Consider the following 19,493-nt stretch of genomic DNA (forward strand, 5'->3'; position numbering starts at 1 on the left):
GCGTCCGTGGATAAATCGCATCCGGCGATTTTCCGGGCCAGCAACCGTTCACAGGCGACGAAATACCTCCCCCGCCGTCGAAGGGCGGTCCCGATTTGCTGACCCAGCAAATCGGCGATTCCGTTACGGTCCGGTGAGGTGAAGTGAGCGCGAGTACAACAGATGTCTCTCGATCAGCCGTCCCGTCGTGCCTTCCTCGCCGGGTCAGTCGTGGCGATCGGCAGTGGCGGTGCGTATTATCTCACGCGAGCCGACGACGACGGGTCTCACGACCTGTCGCCGGAGTTTCACTCGAGCGACGAAACGTCGGCGCTCGGCGTCGATCTGACCGGGAAACCGATCATGGGATCGCCCGAGGCATCGATCGAGATCTACTACTGGACGGACTTCCAGTGTCCGTTCTGCGAACGGTTCGAACGGGAGACGCTCCCCGACCTCGTTCGAGACCACGTCGAACCCGGTGACGTTCGCGTCGCGTTCGTCGCGCTGCCGTACTTCGGCGCGGATTCGATGACCGCCGCGGTCGCCGGCAAGTGCGTGTGGGACCAGGTTCACGACGCCGATCCGTCGGCGTACTGGGACTGGCACACGGCGATCTTCGACGAACAGGGCGAGAAGAATTCGGGGTGGGCCGCGACCGAGAACCTCCTCGAGTACACCCGATCGGTCCCCGGCGTCGACGCCGACGCTCTCGAGTCGTGTCTCGACGATCGGCGATCGGCGTTCGAAGACGAGATCGAGGCGGACGCGGAACAGGCCCGGTCGTTCGGCATCTCGGGTACCCCGACGTTCGTCGTTTTCAATCCGGAGGCCGAAGCGGCCGGAACGCTCACCGGCGCGCAGCCGAAAGAACGGTTCGACGAGGCGATCGAGCGGATCGAGAACGCGTGACGCCGAGCGCGATTTGCGGGGCTGTCCGGCGGCCCGCAGCGGGATGCAACGGGGATGCGGGACCGATTTCCGCGTTCCGACGCCCACCGCCCTCGTTCGGCGGCGGCCGCTTGCACTAGACAGCAGTGCACGCTTTTCCACGACCCACGATCGTTCAGTATGGTTCAACGAGCAGACACGTGGCTCGGACTTCGCGAGCGCACGAAACCGCTCGTCCGGGCGGGAATCGTCCTCGGGATCGGCCTGGGTGGCTTTTTCGACGGGATCGTGCTCCACCAGCTCCTGCAGTGGCACCACATGCTGTCGGCCTGGACGGCGCCGACGTCCGTCGCCAATCTGCGTCTGAACGTGCTCGCGGACGGGTTCTTCCACGTCGGGACGTACCTCTTTACGATCGTCGGAATCGCCCTGCTCGTCCGCGCGTGGCAGCGTCCGGCCGTTCCCCGGTCGGGGCGAACGCTCGTCGGGTCGGTGATCGCGGGCTGGGGCGCGTTCAATCTCGTCGAGGGGCTCGTGAACCACCAGCTCCTCGGCATTCACCACGTCTGGCCGGCCGGGCCCGGAAGCGTCCTCCTCTGGGATCTCGCGTTCCTGCTGTCGGGCGCGGTGTTCGTGGCCGGCGGGTACGCCGTGATTCGCGGCGACGAGGCGGCCACGCCCGCGTCTCGGGACGACCGCGGGACGGACGAACAGCCGACCTGATGGGGACCCGGTTCGCGAACCGCCGCTCGTCGCTGGCGGCGTACTGTACGTCCGGCGGCCCGTGGGTTCGGCAGAGACGCGCCCGATCCTCCCGTTCGGAAGCGATCGCAGGGCGGACGACGACGCCGATCGAGGCGCTACTCGATCCCGGCGTCGTGGCGACGAGGACAGGACTCGATACGGTTTGCGGCGGGGTCGTAGTCGATAATTCCCCAGTCGGCTAGCCTGGGGAGGTGAACGTGGTGGAGCGCGAGTGCGACGCGGTCTACGGTCTCCGCGTCGGTTTCGTCGACACCGTTTTCGCGCGCGGCGATGCCCGCTGCCAGATCGGCGAGTTCGACCGGACCGCGCCGTCCCAGGAGTACGTCGATCGTCATCGTGCGTCGATCCGTTTCGAACGGTCGGTCGTGATCGCTCTCCCACGGATCGACTGGTTCCGCGTACGTCCTCGTGAGTTCGCGTATGGATCGGGTCATATCGATGGACACTGACCCGCCAGCGGCGGCCAGTATAGTTTCATCCAAGAACCCGGACGTCCGTAAGGCTAGAGTAACAGTAATTAGGTTCTCTCCGGGAACGGATCGTTTCCGACGTGACGGCACGCCGACCACTAGCGGAACCGCGATCACGAATCTCCGTCCGCTGCTCTCCGTTCGCAAAGTGCCTCCGCCGGCGGAGGGTTGAAAAGCGTGTGTTGCGAGGGTTATTGCAATGACGTCTCGATCGTTGACCGAGAGTCTTCGGGAAACCCTCGCCCTCTTCGACGGCTCCGGCACGCCGCGGACGACGACCGAAGTCGCGGACCGCCTCGACCTCGGCCGCCGGAGCACCTACGAACGCCTGAATCGACTCGTCGAACACGACGAACTCGAGACCAAGAAGGTCGGAGCGAGTGCCCGCGTGTGGTGGCGGCCACCGGCGTCGGCACCCGGCGGCGAGGATCGGCCGACCGGCGTCGAGTCCCCGATCGGCGACGCGCTCGACGGCGCGGACGTCGGCGTGGTCCTCCTCGACGTGGCGGGCGAGGTGGTGTGGATCAACGGCGCGACCGAGCGGTACTTCGGACTCGATCGCGAGCAGGTTCTCGGGCAGGACGAACGCGAACTCGTCACGGAACGGATGGCATCCGCGGTCGAGGACGGACCGTCGTTCGTCGATACCGTCATGGAGACCGACGACGAAACCGGGTCTCCCGAACGGTTCGAGTGTCGCGTGACGGCGGGCGAGGGACGCGAGGATCGCTGGCTCGAGTATCGCAGCAAACCGATCGAGTCCGGGGCGTACGCCGGTGGCCGGATCGAACGCTACGACGACGTCACCGAGCGGAACCGGGCGGAACACACGGCCCCGGACGAGCGAGCACAGTTCGAATCGCTGGTCGAGGCGGTCGAGGAGTACGCGATCTTCGCCCTCGGTCCGGACGGCCACGTTCAGACCTGGAACGCGGGGGCAGCCCAAATCACGGGCTACGCGGCCGACGAAGTCCTCGGCGAACACGTCTCGGTGTTCTACACCGAGGCGGACCGGGAGGCTGGCGTCCCCGAGGCGAACCTCGCGGCCGCCGCCGACGAGGGGGCGATCGAGGACGAAGGGTGGCGCGTTCGGGAGGACGGCTCGCAGTTCCAGGCGACCGTCACCGTCACCGCCATCCGGGACGACGACGGCGACCTCCAGGGATACGTGAAGGTCACGCGGAACAGAACCGATCGCAAACGGGCCCAGAAGGAACATCAACTACAGCTATCGCTGAGCCGGGCTCTGACGGAAGCGGCGTCGCTCGAGGACGGTCTTCAGGCGACACTGGAACACGTCTGTGAGTGGACGGACTGGGAACTCGGTCAGGCGTGGGTTCCGACCGACGACGGGGTCGTCGAGCGCCTTCCCGTCTCGTACGTCGAGTCGGACGCGTACGCTCCATTCGACGAAGCGTCGTTGGAGTTCACCTTCAATCCGGGCGAAGGGATACCGGGTCGAGCCCTGTCCTCGGGAACCCCGGTCTGGTTCCCCGACGTCTCTGCGCTCCCCGAAGAGACGTATCACCGGACCGCGCTGGCGACCGAGGTCGGAGTGAAGGCTGGCCTGGGTGTCCCCGTCCTCGTCGACGGGGAGGTGGCGGTTATTCTCGAGTTTTACATGTCGGAATCGAGGGGGAAAGACGACTGGCTGGTCGAAGTCGTGACCGCAATCGCGGCGGAACTCGGGAGCCTGGTCGGGAAACAGCAGGCCAGGGATATGCTCGAACGCGAGCGAGATCTCCTCGAGACCATCTTCGATACGAGTCCGATCGGATTGGCCGTCCTTGACGACCAGGGCGAGATCGTCCGGGCGAACGGTCGCGCGGAGGAACTGCTCGGTCTGACCGCAGTGGAGATCGAGGGACGAACGTACGACGAACCGGAGTGGAATATCTGGGACGGGAACGGTGACCCGATCGGTCCCGACGAGCACCCAGTTACGGAGGTCTTCGAGACGGGAGAGCCGGTCCTCGGGTATCGTCACGGCATTACCCTCTCCGACGGGACTGACCGCTGGTTGTCGAGTAACGCCTCCCCGGTCCTCGACGATACGGGCGACGTCGAGCAGGTGATCGTCGCCCTCGAGGACGTTACACAGCTCGAAGAGCAGGCTCGACGCCTCGAACGCCAGCACGCCGACCTCGAGTCCGAACTGCAGGAACTGTTCGAACGGGTCGACGACGCGTTCTACGCACTCGACGACGAGATGCGGTTCACCTACGTCAACGATCGCGCCGAGGAGCTTCTGGGCTACTCCGGGTCCGAACTCCTCGGCAGGTCCGTCTGGGAGGCGCTCTCCGTGGCCGACGACGACCCGATTCGTGATCACTTCGAGACGGCGATGGCCACCCAGACCGCCACGAGCTTCGAACGCTTCTCGGAACCGCTCGACATCTGGGAGAACGTCAGGGTGTACCCGTCGGCGTCCGGCCTGTCCGTGTACTTCACCGACATCACCGAGCGCAAGGAGCGCGAGCGCGAACTCGAGGAGTACCGGCGCCGCTACCGGACGTTCGTCGAGCACTTCCCCAACGGCGCCGTCGCGCTCGTCGACGAGGATCTCCGCTACGTCACGTTCGGCGGCACGCTGGAGGGGGACACCGACGTGACGAGGGCGGATCTCGAGGGGGCACCCATTCGCGACGCGCTCCCACGGAAAATCGCGGACGTCGTCGTTCCGTGCTACGAAGCGGCGCTCGACGGCGAAATTTCCGCGTTCGAGGAGACGATCGACGGCAGCACTTACCAGTTCCACTTCGTCCCGGTTCGTGACGACGACGGCGACGTCTTCACCGCCATGGGGCTGTCACAGGACATTACCGAACAGAAGGAACGCGAGCGTCGACTCGAGGAGTCGGAGCAGCGGTACCGGACGCTCGTGGATAAGTTCCCGAACGGCATCGTCACCTTGTTCGACGAGGACTTCCGCTATCTGATCGCGGGCGGAGAGCTCTACGAGGTGTTCGACAGATCCCCAGACGAAACGATCGGAAAAACGCTCTACGACCGCAGCACCGCCGAGGAGATCGAGCTTCTCGAACCGCATTACCGGGCCGCATTGAGCGGGGAATCGCACTCCTTCGAGACCGAGTACGCCGGCCGGACGATCCAGTTATGGACGGTTCCCGTGACCGACGAGAGCGGGTCGGTGTTCGCCGGCATGGCGATGTTCCAGGACGTGACCGAGCGCAGGGAACGCGAGCGGGAACTCGAACGCCAGCGCGAGCAACTCGCCGCCCTCGACGACCTCAACGACGTCGTCCGTAGCATCACCGACGAGGTCGTCGACCGGTCCACGCGCGAGGAGATCGAACAGGTCGTCTGCGAGCACCTCGCCGCGGCGGAGTCGTACCTGTTCGCCTGGATCGGCGACGTCGACGTCGCCTCGCAGACGGTGTCCGTGCGAACCGAGGCCGGCGTGGAGGGGTACCTCGACGGGATCACCATCTCCGCCGATCCGGACGACGAGCGCAGCATGGGCCCGACGGGACGGGCCATCCTGGAGCGCGAGATCCAGACCACGCAGGACATCCGCACCGATTCCAGGCACGACCCCTGGCGGAGCCACACCGAGGAGTACGGCTTCCGCTCGTCGGCGGCCATCCCGATCGTCCACGAGGACACCGTCTACGGGGTACTGAACGTCTACGCCGATCGGCCGAACGCGTTCGAGGGGCAGGAGCGGACGGTGATCAGCCAGCTCGGGGAGGTGGTGGCTCACGCCATCGCCGCCACGGAGCGCAAGCGAGCGTTGATGAGCGACGACGTCGTCGAACTTCAGTTCCGCATCCGCGACGTCTTCGACGCGCTCGACGTCGGCGTTCCGACGACCGGACGGGTCACGCTCGACCACACGGTCCCCATCGAGGGCGACGAGTACCTCGTCTACGGGAGCGCGACCGCGGACGCGGTCGACAGCGTCGCGGCCCTCGTCGAAACGGTTCCACACTGGGTGGACGCGACGTTCCGGAACGACAGCGGCGACACCACCTTCGAACTCCGACTTTCCGAGCCACCGGTGCTGTCGACGGTCGCCTCGCTGGGCGGGTCCGTCGAGAACGTCGTCATCGAAGACGGTGACTACCTGATGACGCTCCGCATGGCCCCGGGTTCGGACGTTCGAAGAGTCATCGACGCCGTACAGACCGCCTATCCCGCCGCGGAACTGCTGAAACACCGCCAGACCACCCGGCGCGATGACACGGCAGAACGGGTTCGGCAGGTTCTGACGACCGACCTCACCGATCGCCAGCGGGCGACCCTCGAGGCTGCCTATCACGCGGGCTTCTTCGAGTGGCCTCGCGACGCGTCCGGCGAAGCCGTCGCCGAGTCGCTCGATATCGCTCCGGCGACGTTCCACCAGCACCTCCGGAAGGCCCAGCAGCGGGTGTTCCGATCGCTGTTGTCGACTCCCGCGTCGACCTAGGGAGGCAGGTTCGCGGTACCGGAGGCCGGACGTAGCGAATCCGGTTGCGGTCCCGGTCCCTCGCGTCTGACTCACCGGAAGACGATTGCGAACGAGCAGGGAACGCTATGCCCCCTCGATGGGGTTCGACGGCGCCCGTGTTCGATTCGCGATCGGCCGTGCGCTTGCAAGGAGCGGAGCTATGTCCGTCAACGGCCGTACTGTATTGTGAAGATATCCCAATTATGAACCAGATAGATGCAGAGCGGCTCGCCGACATGCTCGATGCCGGCGAGTCGTTCACGCTCGTCGACACGCGGCCGGAGGACAGCTACGAGGCGTGGCACGCTCCCGGCGCCGAAAACGTCCCGTTCGGTCCCGAGGACGAACTCTCGAAGGAGAAAGTGAACCGCGTGGACGAGGTGACGAACGGGAAGCCGGTCGTCGCCATCTGCGGCAAGGGGCTTACCTCGACCCCGTTCAGCTTCGAACTCGAGCAACACGGCTACGACGTCTCGGTCGTCAAGGGCGGAATGGAAGACTGGAGTACGGTGTACGAGGTCGTTCCGATCGACACCCGCAACGACGACCTGTTCGTCGCGCAACTCCAGCGGCGCGCGAAGGGGTGTCTGGGATACGTCGTCGGCTCGAAATCCGCCGCGGAAGCGGTCGTCGTCGACGCGACCCGACAGACGGACCAGTTCAAAATCGCCGCCGAGGAAGCCGGACTCACGATCGAGCGCGTCCTCGACACGCACGTCCACGCCGACCACATCTCCGGCGGGTCGACGCTCGCGGACACGCTCGACGTACCCTACCACCTCGGGGAGAGAGCCAGCGAACGCGACGTCGCCCACGAGTACGACCCGCTCGCCGACGGCGAGACGATGGACGTAGGCGATATCGAGATCGAGGCCCTGCACACGCCCGGCCACACGTCCGAGATGGTGAACTACCTCGTCGACGGCGAGGCGCTGCTGACGGGCGATACGCTGTTCGTCGAGTCCGTCGGACGCACGGAACTCCAGTTCGGCGACGACGACGCGGCGACCGGCGCCGAACTGCTGTACGAGTCGCTTCACGAGACGATCCTCGACCTTCCCGACGACGTGCGGATCCTCCCGGGACACGTCTCGGTCACGACGGACGGACGATACGAGGTCGGCTCGCCGGGCGAGCCGATCGCGGCCCGGATCGGCGACCTCCGCGAGGACCTCGACCTCCTCGGGCTGGACGAGGACGCGTTCGTCGATCGGCTCACCGACCAGACGCCCGAGAAGCCGCCGAACTACGAGCGCGTGATCGAACTCAACACGGGCCGGGACGACCTCGACGAACCGGACGAGGCGACGGAACTCGAACTCGGACCCAACAACTGCGCCGCCTGACGTCTCCAGCGGTTCCCGTTCCAGTTCACCCGACGTACCCGGCGATTTTCCGGCCCGAGCGCGCCCGCGACCCTCCATTCGTGGCACGCCGTTCCTGCGTTCCGAGAATCACGGCAACCGAGATACCGTGTGGGCCGAAAGTGCCGCTATGCGAGACGCCACTCGCCGCCGGTACCTCGGATTCGCCGGTGCCGGACTGGCCGGCCCGATCGCCGGCAGTCTCGGGCCCGGCAGTGGAGACACGTCCGCCGACTCGTTGCCGGCCCACTTCGACGATCGGGTCCCGGAGTTGCTCGATCGCTACGACGTTCCCGGGGCGAGCGTCGCCCTCGTCCAGGGCGGCGAACTGACGTGGACCGGCGCGTACGGTGAGGCCGACCCCGAGGCCGGGCGGTCGACGACCGACGACACCCCGTTCCGGGTGCAGTCGATCACGAAGTCGGTCACCGCGTGGGGCGTACTGAAGCTCGCCGAACGCGGCGAAATCTCGCTCGACGATTCGGTCGAGCGCCACGTTACCAGTTGGGAGCTCCCGAACGCGGAGTATTCGTGGGACGAGGTGACCGTGCGACGACTGCTCAGCCACAGCGCCGGCCTGCCGCTCCTCGCGGCCGGGCTGTGGTGGGCCGTCGGGGGAGCGATCGTCGGCCACTTCCTTCCGGTGATCGCCGACTGGGTGGGACTGGCGCTTCTGGCGATCGCCCTGCTGGCGGTGCTGACCGTGCTGTTCCCGCGTGCGGGGGGTGACGAACCGTGACCGACGACGCGACGAACGGGGTGACGGGGATCAAACTATCGCCGGGATCGACGAACTGTTACCTGCTCGAGACCGATCGGGGATACCTGTTGATCGATACCGGCTACGAGTGGGAGTACCGGACCTTCCTCGCGCAACTCGCAGACGCCGGTATCGACGTCGACGAGATCGAGTACCTGCTCCTGACCCACCACCACGACGATCACGTCGGCTTCGCGAACGAACTGCTCGACGGGGTGACTGTGATCGCACACGAAGCCGCCGAAGCCCTGTTACGGGCCGGTGAAAACGACAGATCCGGCGGCGGACTGCTGAACAGACGGGTGTACTATCTGGCGAAAGTGCGATCGTGGCTGACCCCCGAGTGGGACCTGACCTTTCCGCCCGTCACGCTTCGTGACGACGATATGCTGGTCGACGGTGACGACGACCGGCTGTTGCGCGAACTGGGAATCGACGGGACGATCCTCGAAACGCCGGGACACACCCCGGACTCGATCTCCGTCCTCCTGGACGATGGCACGCTCTTCTGTGGTGATGCGGCGATGAGCAGGCCGCTCTGGGCCGGGATCGAGTACCACACGATATTCATTACCGACGTCGACCAGTACTACGAAAGCTGGCAGAAGATCCTCGGTAGCGGTGCCAAACGGGTCTATCCAGCCCACGGCGATCCCTTCGACGTCGAGAGATTACGGGAGCACATGGGAGCGTACAGCGACGATGCGTTGATCGAGACGGATCCGATCACCTCCAGGTACGCCGATTTCGGCTGATTCGCGGGGCCATCGGATCGCCGCCCCTTCGTCTCGCGGCCAGAGAACGATCCTGGACTCAGTCTCGGTGGGAACGTCACCGCCCAGGTGCTCACGATGGCTGGCGTGGACGGTGCGTTCCTCGCAATCCCCGACGCCGACCCGTTCGAGACGATTCGCCGAGCGCCGATCGCGGGCGGTTCCGTTCGCTTTACCCATCGACCCCGCGTATTTGGCGTATGGAGACGCTCGAGCCGAAACACTCGGTACTCCCGTTAACGGGGGCGGCCGCGGCGGACGCGACGCTTACGGGCGGGAAAGGGGCGAACCTCGCGCGACTGATCGATGCGGGACTGCCCGTTCCGGACGGCTTCTGCGTGACGACGGCCGTCTACGACCGCCTCGTTGCGGACGCGGAGATCGAAGCGCTGATCGCCGACCTCGAGGACGTGGATCCGACGGCGACCGGCCGACAGCGGGCGCTCGCTGGGGAGTTGCGGGATCGTCTCCGCGAGCGACCGCTCCCCGCGGACGTCCGGGAGGCGATCGCCGACGCGGTCGACGACGACGCGGTCTACGTCGCCAGATCGAGCGCGACCGCCGAGGACCTCCCGTCGGCCTCGTTCGCGGGCCAGCACGAGACGGAACTCGAACTCGAGGGACTCGAGGCGGTTCTCGACGCGGTTTCCGCGTGCATGGCGAGCCTCTTCACCGATCGCGCGGTCGCCTACCGGGCGACCAACGACGTACCCCACGGCGACGTCTCGATGGCGGTCGTCGTCCAGCGGATGGTCGACGCCGACGCCTCTGGCGTGTTATTCACGGCCGACCCGACCTCCGGCAGGCGGACGGTCGCCTCGATCGACGCGGCCGCGGGACTGGGCGAGTCGGTGGTCTCGGGGACCGTGACGGCGGACAACGTCCGGGTCGACCGGGAGAGCGGTGAGATCCTCGAGTACCGCGTCGGTGACCGCGACGAGTCGAACGACGGTCGAAGCGGCGACTCTCACCGCGGGCGCGTCCTCTCGGACGAGCAGGTGACGACGCTCGTCTCCTACGCCGACGCGATCGAACGTCTCTTCGATACGCCCCAGGACGTCGAGTGGTCCGTCGCCGACGGTCGGCTGTGGGTGTTGCAGTCCCGGCCGATCACCACGCTGTTCCCGGTCCCGTCGCCGCCACCTGACGACGACGCGTTGCACGTCTACTACAGCTTCAACCACCGACAGGGAATGACCGAGTCGATGCCGCCCCTGGTCGCCGACCACTGGCGACGGGTCACTGCCACGACGCTCGGACGGGTCGTCGGCTACGACCTGCCGACCGGTCCGGTCTCCACGACGGCCGGCGGGATCGTCTACATGGACGTGACCCCGCTCGTCCGGTCCGATCGTCTCTCCGCTCGATTGTTCGCTTCCCTCGAGGAGGTCGACCGGGCGGCGATCCCCCCGCTCGAGGAAGTTCGCGAACGACGGGGCGACGAACTCGCCGACATCTCGCTGCTCCGTGGCGTCTCGCCGACGCGGACGCTCTCGACTGCAGGACGGCTCCTCCCTGCCGTCGGACGGTCGATCCGGGCGATCGTTCGCGGGCTGGTGAGCAGGTCGTACGAGGGAGTGCCACGACGGAGTCGCGAGTGGGCGGACCGGCTTGCAGAACGGCTGATACGCGGCGTTCGCGGCGGGGAAACGCACCGCGACCGCATCCGGATACTGCTCGAAACGTACGAGGAAATCGCCTTCGAGGGGGTGACGCAGGCGTTCAAGCTGTGGAACGTCTACGTTTACCGGGCCGCCCTGAAGCGACTCTGTCCCGGCGCAGACGAGGAGTTCGAGGCACTCGGGCGAGGCCTCCGCGAGAACGTCACGACCGCGATGATGCTCGAGTTGGGCGACGTCACCGACGTGGCCCGCGACCATCCCGCAGTCGAGCAAGCGCTCTCCGACGGGCGCGACCTCGAGGAGATTCGCGAGGTGGAGGGCGGCGAGGCGTTCGTGGCCGCGTTCGAGGACTTCCTCGACGAGTACGGATTCAGGGCACCCGCCGAGATCGAGTTCAGCCGACCGCGATACCGCGAGGATCCGTCGCCGCTGCTCGAGACCGTCAGGGCGTCGCTCGAGACGGGCGAGCGGGGCGACCATCGCCGACGCGTCGACCGGCTGGAAGCCGAGGCCGAGGCGGCGATCGAACGCCTCGAACGGAGGGCGGCCCAGGCCGCCTTCGGCTCGATCCGCCGGCGCCTGGTCCGCCCGTTCGCGGCGCGGTACCGGAGCTACCTCTCGATGCGGGAGACGCCGAAGTACGCCCTCTCGCAACTCCTCGACGAGACGCGACGCCAGGTGCTGGCGGCCGGCGAGCACCTCGAACGCGAGGGCGGCCTCGACGACGCGGCGGACGTCTGGCTGTACGACTTCGACGAGTTGCTGTCGGCGCTTGCGTCCCCGGCCGAGCCGATCGACGTCGACCTCGACGCCCGTCGGGCCGAGCACCGTCGCAATCGCCAGCTACGTGCCCCTCGCGTGATCGCGAGCGACGGGGAGATCCCTCGGGGAGCGGCGGCCGACACCGACGTCGACGGGCTCGTCGGAACGCCGACGTCCGACGGGATCGCCGAGGGGGTCGCCTGCGTCGTCCACGATCCGGGCAACGCGACGCTCGAGCGCGGGGAGATCCTCGTCGCGCCACACACCGACCCCGGCTGGACGCCGCTGTTTCTCAACGCGGCCGGACTGGTGACCGACGTTGGCGGCGTGATGACTCACGGCTCGCTGGTCGCCCGCGAGTACGGCATCCCCTCGGTCGTCGCCGCCGAGGCGACTCGCGAGATCGACACCGGAGATCGGATTCGCGTCGACGGAACGCGGGGGGTCGTCGAGTTCCTGGAAGACGGGTAGGATCGACCGATGGCTGATCGAACCGGCACACGTCGTCTATGTGGTGACGAGAGACGCGGCGTGTTTCGTACTGCTCGCTGGACGGTGGTGGTAGCCGAACGTTCTCCGTATTCGGGAATTAGCTGGTAGGGATATACTCTCAGCTACCGTAGTGAAACCATGAACACCGCAATCAAGATCGCAGGAAGTCTGTTCGTCGGCGTCCTCGGTTTTCTCGGGGTCGGGATCGGCGTGACCGAAGCGCTCGCCCCGCACGTCTGGCCGTCCGCGATGCTGGGGCTCCCTGCCGGACTCACGATCGGCCTCGCCCTGGTCCCGCTCACGTATCTGGGGATCACCTACCGGGAGGAACGTGCCGCGACCGGCCACCCCTCCGTGCGAACGGCGCGACGCTTCTGGGCGACGGTCGCGGCGATCGGCGGATTCGTCGGCGGAGGGGGACTCGCGATGGCAGTTCTCTGGACGCAGGCGGTCGGCCTCGCGACGGCGATGCTCTTCGGCGGTCTCCCCGTCGGGGTCGTCACCGCCGTGCTGGCCGCGTATCTCGTCTTCCGTCGCGACGGGACGGGTCGCGCTTCGCCCGATTCCCCTCCGACGAATTCGTCGTGACGTCTCCTCTCTATCTCACCGGCGCTGGCGAACCTCTGGTCGCCTCCGTCGGCGTCGCTGGGATCGTAGCTGCGGTCCTCGCGACCGCCGTCTGCGTCGCCCACGACAGGTACGTCGCTGCCGATCGGATCACGACCGGCGCACCGCTTGCCCCGTGGGGGAGCGGGAATTGATTCGAGGACGCGGGGCGGATTTCCCGGATCGAGAGATGGCAACTCCGGGCTCTCGGCGGCCGAGAACCGGGATCGCTCTTTATCACGACTCTCGACCTATCAATCGGTGAGTATCGATGCATACGTTTTCCGTCCGTTCCGGGATCTGCGAGCGTCCGGTGCTGACGAGGGACGAATCGGATACGCGACGAGGTGGTGGTCCGTGAGCAACGGCGACGTCTCGCTCCCGCGGCCGTACGTCCTCGCGTCCCTCCTGACGATCGTCCTCGCGGGAGCCGCGACTCTCGTCGGGCTGTTCGTCCCGGGATTCTACCGCGACGCGCCGGTTCTCCTGCCGCAGGTTTACGGGCAGGACCTGCTGACGCTGGTCGTCGCGCTCCCGGTCTTCGCCGTCGCGCTGTACTACGCCGATCGCGGCTCGCTGCGGGGCTACGTCGTCTGGCTCGGCGTCGACGGCTACCTGCTGTACACCTACGCCTCGTACGCGTTCATGATGGCGTTCAACGAACTGTACCTCGTGTACACGACGTTGCTGTGGCTCACGCTGGTCACGTTCGTCGGCGGGATGGTCCGGCTCGACCCGAGCGAGGTCGAACGGGCCGCCGAGGGGCTGTCCGTCCGTCCGTACGTCGCCTTCCAGGTGTTGCTGGCGGTCCTGGTCGCGTTCCTGTGGCTTGCCGAGGTGCTGCCCGCGACCGTCGCCGGGACGACGCCGCCGAGCGTCGCCGAGGCGGCGCTGCCGACGTCCGTCGTCTACTCGCTGGACCTGGGGATCGTCCTTCCCGCCTTCGTGCTCTCTGCGTACTGGCTCCAGAAGCGGCGGGCGTGGGGATACGCGTTCACCGCCGTCCTCCTCGTGAAGGCGGCGACACTCGGTCTGGCCGTACTGACGATGGCCGTCTTTCAGCTTCGTGACGGGCAACTCGTTCCGGTGCCCGTTCTCGTCGTCTTCGGTCTGCTGGCGCTTTCGAGCCTCGCGCTACTGGGTCGGTACCTGCGATCGATCGGGCCGGCGAGCGATCCGTCGACGGCCGCGACCCGCGACGGCAGTCCGGTGTCGGAGACCGATCGTCGTCCGGAACGGGGCGAGTAACCCGACCTCCGCTAGAGCGCCGATCCCGACTCACTCCGCTGGCCTCGACTGCGCTCGACCGAAGACCGTTCCGGGGAGTTCAGTTCGAAAACCCTTCCGGGGAGTGCGATCGAAGACCGCTCCGGGCGGACCGGGCGTGCGAGAGAATTAACCCGATCCGTGGCGAACACTCGACTATGGAGTACCTCGTGGGCGTCGACGGTTCGGAGGAGTCGATGGAAGCACTCGCCTACGCCAGCGACATCGCGGACGCGATGAACGGCTCGATCACGGCCGTTTACGCGGTCGATCCCACCGTCTTCGACGAGGGTGGAACCGAACCGATCTCGTCGCTCTCCGATGCCGACCAGCGACTGATCGTGGAGAGTATGGCGGACGCCGAACAGCGGGGGCTGGACGTTCTCGAAGACGCGGTTTCGTTCGCCGCCGAACTCGGTCACGACATCGAGACGGAACTCGTCTACGGCGATCCGGTCGAAGAGATAGCCGACTACGCCGAGGAATTCGACGCCGTCTTCGTCGGTCACCGCGGTCGCTCCGAGCGAACGCAGTTGATGCTCGGCAGCGTCGCGAAGCAACTCGTCGAACGAGCGACCGTTCCGATGACCGTCGTCCGCTGACGGTCGCCCGCCGCCACCCGCCCGTTCGCCCGGGATCGCTCGCCGGATCCGGCCTCGCGGTCGGGTTCCCGACGCCGATCGGGCAGGCGGACGACCCGACGATGGAGACGTGTAGATACCGTTACCAGAAGCGCGGTCGTACCCGACTGCCATGAACGTCCACGAAGCCGTCGACGTCGGAACGATCGCGCTCAGCGGATTGCTCCTCCGGGACGCGAAATTCTTCGCACGAAGTCTCGAGTCCCCGCCGATCGTCGAGGTCGCGGCCGAGGCGACGGCCAGCGTCGGCGCCCGCGCCCTGTCTCGCGCCGGAGCGCACGACGTGACCGTAGCGACCCCGATCGGCGACTTCGAAGCCGCGTACATGCCCTGGCAGTGGCGCGGTCCCGGATACCCGACGCTCGTCTATCTCCACGGGAGCGGCGAGCGTCCGTTCGATTTCGGCAGATTCAGCTCGAACTCGTTCCGGCGGCTGTTCGTCGCGAGCGGGCGGGCCGTGCCGGCCAACCTCGTCGCCGTCCGGGCGCCGTTCCACGACGGTTCGAGCAGGGACTACGCTCGTGCGATGGGCGACCTCGAGAACTTCGCCGGGATGCTCGCCGCCTCGGCCGCGCTCGTCGAGGTGCTCGCGGAACGCGCGACGGAACGAACCGGCGGCCCCGTCGTGGCGTCGGGGATCAGCCTCGGCGGGTGGGCGATCAACCTCCATCGTGCCTGCTTCGATTCCGTCGATCGTTACGTTCCGATCTTCGCCGGCGCAGCACTCGGCGAGCTATTCGTCTCGTCTAGCTACCGAACGATGGCGAGCGACTCGGCTCGTAACCAGCCGGACCGGCTGCGAGATGTGCTCGACTTCGAGGAGCCGTTCAGGGCCGTCGACGCGGTCGACTGCGAACCGTTGCTCGCACGGTACGATCGGATCATCGAGTTCGACCGGCAACGACCGAGCTACGAGGGACTGCCGCTTTCGGTCCTGAAGAAGGGCCACGTGACCGGTTCGCTCGCGACGACTGCGTTGCGCGAGCACGTCCTGGGAGCGCTTCCCGACCCCGAACCCGCGGTGGCGAACGGATGACGTCGTCAGACGTGCCTGCGGGTGCGGGGGCGAGCTACGTCGGCGGTCCCGAAACCGGTCGGCCGATCCTCTTGCTTCACGGCGCGGGACTGTCGTGGCGGATGTGGCTTCCACAGGTCCGCGACCTCGAGGCCGACTACCGGGTCGTCGCACCCGATCTTCCCGCCCACGGACGGCGTGCGAGCGATTCGTTCTCGCTCGAGGACGGGGTGGCCGTCGCCGCCGAATCGCTCGCTGACGCGGGGGTGACCGAGTCGGCGCTCGTCGTCGGCCAGTCGCTCGGCGGTTACGTCGGGATCGAACTGGCCGCGCGGTACCCCGATCGGGTCGCCGGACTCGTCCCCTCGGGTGCGAGCGCGAACTATCGCGGTTGGCTCGCTGCGAAGACCGCGCTCGCCGGTCTGGTCGCCCGACTCGGGGCCGCGGTGGCGCCGCTCGAACGGCGGTTCCGGCAGCACGTTCGATCGGGGCTGCGATCGAAGCCGATTCAGAACGTGGTCGTCGACGCGATCCTCGACGGCGGCGTGTCGGCAGCCGGTTACGGCCAGGGTGCGATGGCGATCGCCGGGATCGACTCACACGCGACGCTGCGAGCCTACGACGGCCCCGTCTTGCTGCTGAACGGCGCGGACGATCGGCTCAACCCGCCCGCGGCCGACCGGCTGGCGCCGACGCTCCCGGACGCGCGAACGCGGCGGATCGCCGACGCGGGACACACCTGTAATCTCGATCGACCGGACGCGTACACGACGGCCATCCGCGAGTTCGCCACCGACGTCGTCTGGCCGACTGCGGCCGGGGCCGAGTGAAACGCGGCTCGGGTACCGACTCGCAGCGGGGCGCAAACGCCGCCGTCGGGCCGCGATCGATCAGTACGGCGGCAGCGGCCGATCGGCCCCGCGTCGGAGTTCGACCGGCCCCCACCAGAGCAGGACGACGAGGACGAGCGCCGTCGTGGCCACCGTCTGGTAAAAGTCCGCCGTCGGCGAAAGCTCGAGAAGTTGGCCGGTCGCGTTGCCGACGAAGTGAAACCCGATCGCGGCGAGGACGCTTCGGTTCGTGTTGTTGTACAGCCAGGTGTACAGGACCGCGCCGACGAGGATGTTGAACGCGAACCAGGCCGGGTCCGGTGCGAAGTCCCAGCTACTGAAGTACCCGACCATCAGGAACAGCGGCGCGTGCCACGCCGCCCACGCGAGACCGAGGACGAGACTGGCGATCAGCGCGCTCCAGCGCAACTGGAGCCGATCGAGCCAGTAGCCGCGCCAGCCGATCTCCTCGTGAAACGGGCCGAGCAGGAAGATCGCCGCTAGCGTCCCCAGAAGCGCGATCGGCTCGCCGAGAAGGCCCAGCAGGGGCGCTGCGCTCAGTGGACGCGTCGACCCGTCGACGACGATCGCGGCACCGGCCCCGACCAGCGCGAGCGCCGGCCAGAGCGCGAGCACGACCACGGCCCAGCGGCCCGGAATCAGTCTCGCGTCGACGAGTCGTCGCCACAGGTCCACGAGTCCGGATCGGCCGCCCACCTGCCAGGCCATGACGACGCCGCCGATCGTGACGCCGACGCCGCCGACGATCAGGAAGACGATTCCCGGGAACCGGAAGACGTGCCAGCCGGCGACGATCGGGACGCTCCACCAGAGCCAGGTCCAGCCGTGGGAGAACAACAGGAACCCCCAGACGTCGAAGCCCGGTCGATTTGCGAGCGCGGGCCGGTCGGTCGTCGTGTCGCTCTCGCGCCCGGTCGCCGTCCCCGGAGGGACCCGTCGGTCTGTCATAGTGGTATGTTGTTCGTCGACATATAACGAGATATCGACTCGCGAAGGGGAATTTCCGACGGCTGCTCACACCGATCGCCCGGCATCCGTGGAACCGTCTCCAGTGGCCCTCGAACCCGAGCGATGGGAATCAGCGACGACGCTATCGCCGATCGCCGTCTGTCTCCGAGCATGATCCGGCATACCGTTCGCGAGCGAGTCGTTCGTCGCCCGGTCGTCTCGTTCTTCGTGCTTGCCTACGCCGTCTCGTAGGCCGGCTTCCTCCCCTCAGTGCTGGGCGTCGACACCGGTTTCGGTGGTGTGAACTACCCCTCCCTACTCGCTCACGGCTAACGCCGTTCGCTCCTTGAGGGTGGGGCTTCCTGCTTCGAGGACGCGCTTTGCAGGAACCGAAGTGGTTCCCGTAGGGAGCGCAGTCTCCACAGGCGGTGATTCGGAGCGTCCCGCTCCTCCCTGCTTGATACCGCGAGAAAGAATGTTCCAGGCCGCGTTCCAGTCTCGATCCACCGTGAATCCGCACGAGGGACACGAGTGCTCCCGGACCCACGGCGGCTTGTCGCTCGAGACACCGCACGCCGCACACTCTTTGGTCGTGCCTGCTGGATCGACGGCCACGAAATACGTGCCTTCGCGTTCGCACTTGTACTCGAGCATCCGGAGGAACGTTCCCCACGCTGCTCCGGCGCGGTTCCGGGAGTTGCCCTCGAGTTCAACCAGTCCTTTCGCGTCAAGGTCTTCCGTGGACCCGCGATCGGCCCACGGGATAACCGACCCGATCGTCCTCGGCGGGATGGTCCTCCTCACGGCCCTGGGAATCGTGCTCTACTCGTGTTTCTACACCTGGATCTACAACCACACCGGGAGTATTCTCCTGGCGATGGTACTCCACGGCGGCTTCAACACCGGAACGGTCCACCTGATGCCGTTCGCCGACGAAATCGTCTTCGGTCCCACTCATACGACGCTCCTGGCGGTACAGGTGGGTGTCCTCTTCGTCACCGTCCTCGTCCTCGTGGCACTCACCGGCGGGCGCCTGGGATACGATTCCGACGAAGTACCGCGGTTCCGCAGCGAGGAGACGCTGTCCGAGACGACTCTCTGAAGTTCGATCGCGGACAACTGGCCACCGATTCGGCGACGGTCAGCGATCGGCGACGACCACGGATTCGGTGACGGCCAGTCTTTCGTGATCGGTGCGGGCCGGGACGACGGGAGAGGCCGGTGTCACTGACGTCGCATTCACACGACGCAGACTGTCACACAGATCACATCAAGGAGTTATACCGCTCGTCGTGGGACCTTCGGAAGAGATCCAATGCCGATCGAAAACCTCGCACGAAGCGACGTCGTCACGGCCGCGACCGACGAATCGATTCGCGAACTCGCGTCGACGATGCAGGCCGAAGACGTCGGAAGCGTCGTCATCACGGACGGCGAGACGCCGGTCGGAATCGTCACCGATCGCGATTTGGCGATGCAGGTGCTCGCGGACGGAGCGGATCCGGAGGGCGTCGTCGCGGAGGACGTGATGTCGGACGACCTGCAGACGATCGACGAGGACGCCGGCTTCTACCAGGCGACCGAGTCGATGAGCGAACACGGTATCCGTCGGCTTCCCGTGACGGGTTCGAACGACGAACTAACTGGTATCATCACGGTCGACGATCTGAACGAGTTACTCGCCGACGAGCACCAGGAACTGGCGGGCGTCGTGCGGGCACAGCGGCCGCCGTACTGACCGTCGGGTTCTCCGAGGGTATCGCCGTGTGGGTCGCCTCTCGCCGTCACCGATAGCGTCGCGCTCGATCGCGTCGATGGTGGCCCGCCAGCACGGACCC

At 66.8% G+C, this 19,493-nt stretch carries 17 protein-coding genes and 1 pseudogene; 15 read left to right on the plus strand and 3 right to left on the minus strand.

Annotated elements, in window-relative coordinates:
* Window positions 1-162 precede the first annotated feature (162 nt).
* Entirely contained in the window at window positions 163-891 is a 729-nt protein-coding gene (locus tag MUG98_RS23905) for a DsbA family protein (protein ID WP_265109900.1), read from the plus strand.
* Window positions 892-1,050: 159 nt separating this feature from the next.
* Window positions 1,051-1,593 (plus strand): DUF2243 domain-containing protein, encoded by a 543-nt coding sequence (locus MUG98_RS23910; RefSeq protein WP_265109901.1) that lies wholly within the window; start codon window positions 1,051-1,053, stop codon window positions 1,591-1,593.
* Between the two features lie 137 nt (window positions 1,594-1,730).
* On the opposite strand, the gene MUG98_RS23915 is transcribed toward MUG98_RS23910, so the two are convergent.
* The gene (locus MUG98_RS23915; RefSeq protein WP_265109902.1) at window positions 1,731-2,069 is read right to left on the minus strand and encodes a DUF7344 domain-containing protein; all 339 of its coding nucleotides are present in this window, start codon (window positions 2,067-2,069) and stop codon (window positions 1,731-1,733) included.
* A gap of 235 nt (window positions 2,070-2,304) precedes the next feature.
* On the opposite strand from MUG98_RS23915, the gene MUG98_RS23920 reads away from it, so the two are divergent.
* The 11 genes from MUG98_RS23920 (at window position 2,305) to MUG98_RS23970 (ending at window position 16,686) form a co-directional block, all read left to right on the plus strand.
* Window positions 2,305-6,534 (plus strand): PAS domain S-box protein, encoded by a 4,230-nt coding sequence (locus MUG98_RS23920; protein WP_265109903.1) that lies wholly within the window; start codon window positions 2,305-2,307, stop codon window positions 6,532-6,534.
* A gap of 221 nt (window positions 6,535-6,755) precedes the next feature.
* Complete coding sequence (locus MUG98_RS23925; protein ID WP_265112517.1) at window positions 6,756-7,901, plus strand: MBL fold metallo-hydrolase; 1,146 nt, start codon at window positions 6,756-6,758, stop codon at window positions 7,899-7,901.
* A 148-nt stretch (window positions 7,902-8,049) separates the two neighbouring features.
* Window positions 8,050-8,658, plus strand: a complete 609-nt coding sequence (locus tag MUG98_RS23930; RefSeq protein ID WP_265109904.1) for a serine hydrolase domain-containing protein — start codon at window positions 8,050-8,052, stop codon at window positions 8,656-8,658.
* On the plus strand, window positions 8,655-9,434 hold the full coding sequence (locus MUG98_RS23935; protein ID WP_265109905.1) for an MBL fold metallo-hydrolase: 780 nt from the start codon (window positions 8,655-8,657) through the stop codon (window positions 9,432-9,434). Before MUG98_RS23930 ends, MUG98_RS23935 begins: the two co-directional genes overlap by 4 nt.
* A 218-nt stretch (window positions 9,435-9,652) precedes the next feature.
* Window positions 9,653-12,307 carry a PEP/pyruvate-binding domain-containing protein gene (locus MUG98_RS23940; protein ID WP_265109906.1) on the plus strand — a complete coding sequence of 885 codons (2,655 nt, stop codon included), beginning with the start codon at window positions 9,653-9,655 and terminating at the stop codon, window positions 12,305-12,307.
* Between the two features lie 159 nt (window positions 12,308-12,466).
* Complete coding sequence (locus MUG98_RS23945; RefSeq protein ID WP_265109907.1) at window positions 12,467-12,916, plus strand: DUF8147 domain-containing protein; 450 nt, start codon at window positions 12,467-12,469, stop codon at window positions 12,914-12,916.
* Window positions 12,913-13,089, plus strand: a complete 177-nt coding sequence (locus MUG98_RS23950) for a hypothetical protein (protein ID WP_265109908.1) — start codon at window positions 12,913-12,915, stop codon at window positions 13,087-13,089. Before MUG98_RS23945 ends, MUG98_RS23950 begins: the two co-directional genes overlap by 4 nt.
* A 202-nt stretch (window positions 13,090-13,291) precedes the next feature.
* Window positions 13,292-14,182, plus strand: a complete 891-nt coding sequence (locus MUG98_RS23955) for a hypothetical protein (RefSeq protein WP_265109909.1) — start codon at window positions 13,292-13,294, stop codon at window positions 14,180-14,182.
* Between the two features lie 176 nt (window positions 14,183-14,358).
* A complete protein-coding gene (locus MUG98_RS23960) occupies window positions 14,359-14,802 on the plus strand; it encodes a universal stress protein (protein ID WP_265109910.1) in 444 nt (147 codons plus the stop codon).
* A 151-nt stretch (window positions 14,803-14,953) separates the two neighbouring features.
* The gene (locus tag MUG98_RS23965) at window positions 14,954-15,877 is read left to right on the plus strand and encodes an alpha/beta fold hydrolase (RefSeq protein ID WP_265109911.1); all 924 of its coding nucleotides are present in this window, start codon (window positions 14,954-14,956) and stop codon (window positions 15,875-15,877) included.
* Window positions 15,874-16,686, plus strand: a complete 813-nt coding sequence (locus tag MUG98_RS23970; protein WP_265109912.1) for an alpha/beta fold hydrolase — start codon at window positions 15,874-15,876, stop codon at window positions 16,684-16,686. The genes MUG98_RS23965 and MUG98_RS23970 overlap by 4 nt, the downstream gene beginning before the upstream one ends.
* A gap of 60 nt (window positions 16,687-16,746) precedes the next feature.
* Here the strand turns inward: MUG98_RS23970 and MUG98_RS23975 are convergent, their stop codons facing one another.
* Both MUG98_RS23975 and MUG98_RS23980 read right to left on the minus strand, forming a co-directional pair.
* Window positions 16,747-17,655: a CPBP family intramembrane glutamic endopeptidase gene (locus MUG98_RS23975; protein ID WP_265109913.1), complete on the minus strand. Its 909-nt coding sequence runs from the start codon at window positions 17,653-17,655 to the stop codon at window positions 16,747-16,749.
* Between the two features lie 315 nt (window positions 17,656-17,970).
* A pseudogene (locus MUG98_RS23980) lies at window positions 17,971-18,408 on the minus strand (RNA-guided endonuclease InsQ/TnpB family protein); the annotation flags it as partial.
* 37 nt (window positions 18,409-18,445) lie between these two features.
* Between MUG98_RS23980 and MUG98_RS23985 the strand changes: the two are divergent.
* Complete coding sequence (locus tag MUG98_RS23985; RefSeq protein ID WP_425601068.1) at window positions 18,446-18,757, plus strand: CPBP family glutamic-type intramembrane protease; 312 nt, start codon at window positions 18,446-18,448, stop codon at window positions 18,755-18,757.
* A gap of 213 nt (window positions 18,758-18,970) precedes the next feature.
* A complete protein-coding gene (locus MUG98_RS23990) occupies window positions 18,971-19,393 on the plus strand; it encodes a CBS domain-containing protein (RefSeq protein WP_265109915.1) in 423 nt (140 codons plus the stop codon).
* Window positions 19,394-19,493 lie beyond the last annotated feature (100 nt).

It is taken from the genome of Halosolutus halophilus, assembly GCF_022869805.1.
Lineage (GTDB): Archaea > Halobacteriota > Halobacteria > Halobacteriales > Natrialbaceae > Halosolutus > Halosolutus halophilus.

What these genes read in the sequence shown, in the direction of transcription:
- MUG98_RS23930 (WP_265109904.1), top strand. Translation starts at nt 8,050, where the DNA reads ATGCGAGACGCCACTCGCCGCCGGTACCTCGGATTCGCCGGTGCCGGA.
- MUG98_RS23970 (WP_265109912.1), top strand. Translation starts at nt 15,874, where the DNA reads ATGACGTCGTCAGACGTGCCTGCGGGTGCGGGGGCGAGCTACGTCGGC.
- MUG98_RS23985 (WP_425601068.1), top strand. Translation starts at nt 18,446, where the DNA reads ATGGTCCTCCTCACGGCCCTGGGAATCGTGCTCTACTCGTGTTTCTAC.
- MUG98_RS23960 (WP_265109910.1), top strand. Translation starts at nt 14,359, where the DNA reads ATGGAGTACCTCGTGGGCGTCGACGGTTCGGAGGAGTCGATGGAAGCA.
- MUG98_RS23915 (WP_265109902.1), bottom strand. Translation starts at nt 2,069, where the DNA reads ATGACCCGATCCATACGCGAACTCACGAGGACGTACGCGGAACCAGTC.
- MUG98_RS23975 (WP_265109913.1), bottom strand. Translation starts at nt 17,655, where the DNA reads ATGACAGACCGACGGGTCCCTCCGGGGACGGCGACCGGGCGCGAGAGC.
- MUG98_RS23990 (WP_265109915.1), top strand. Translation starts at nt 18,971, where the DNA reads ATGCCGATCGAAAACCTCGCACGAAGCGACGTCGTCACGGCCGCGACC.
- MUG98_RS23920 (WP_265109903.1), top strand. Translation starts at nt 2,305, where the DNA reads ATGACGTCTCGATCGTTGACCGAGAGTCTTCGGGAAACCCTCGCCCTC.
- MUG98_RS23910 (WP_265109901.1), top strand. Translation starts at nt 1,051, where the DNA reads ATGGTTCAACGAGCAGACACGTGGCTCGGACTTCGCGAGCGCACGAAA.
- MUG98_RS23965 (WP_265109911.1), top strand. Translation starts at nt 14,954, where the DNA reads ATGAACGTCCACGAAGCCGTCGACGTCGGAACGATCGCGCTCAGCGGA.
- MUG98_RS23940 (WP_265109906.1), top strand. Translation starts at nt 9,653, where the DNA reads ATGGAGACGCTCGAGCCGAAACACTCGGTACTCCCGTTAACGGGGGCG.
- MUG98_RS23945 (WP_265109907.1), top strand. Translation starts at nt 12,467, where the DNA reads ATGAACACCGCAATCAAGATCGCAGGAAGTCTGTTCGTCGGCGTCCTC.
- MUG98_RS23905 (WP_265109900.1), top strand. Translation starts at nt 163, where the DNA reads ATGTCTCTCGATCAGCCGTCCCGTCGTGCCTTCCTCGCCGGGTCAGTC.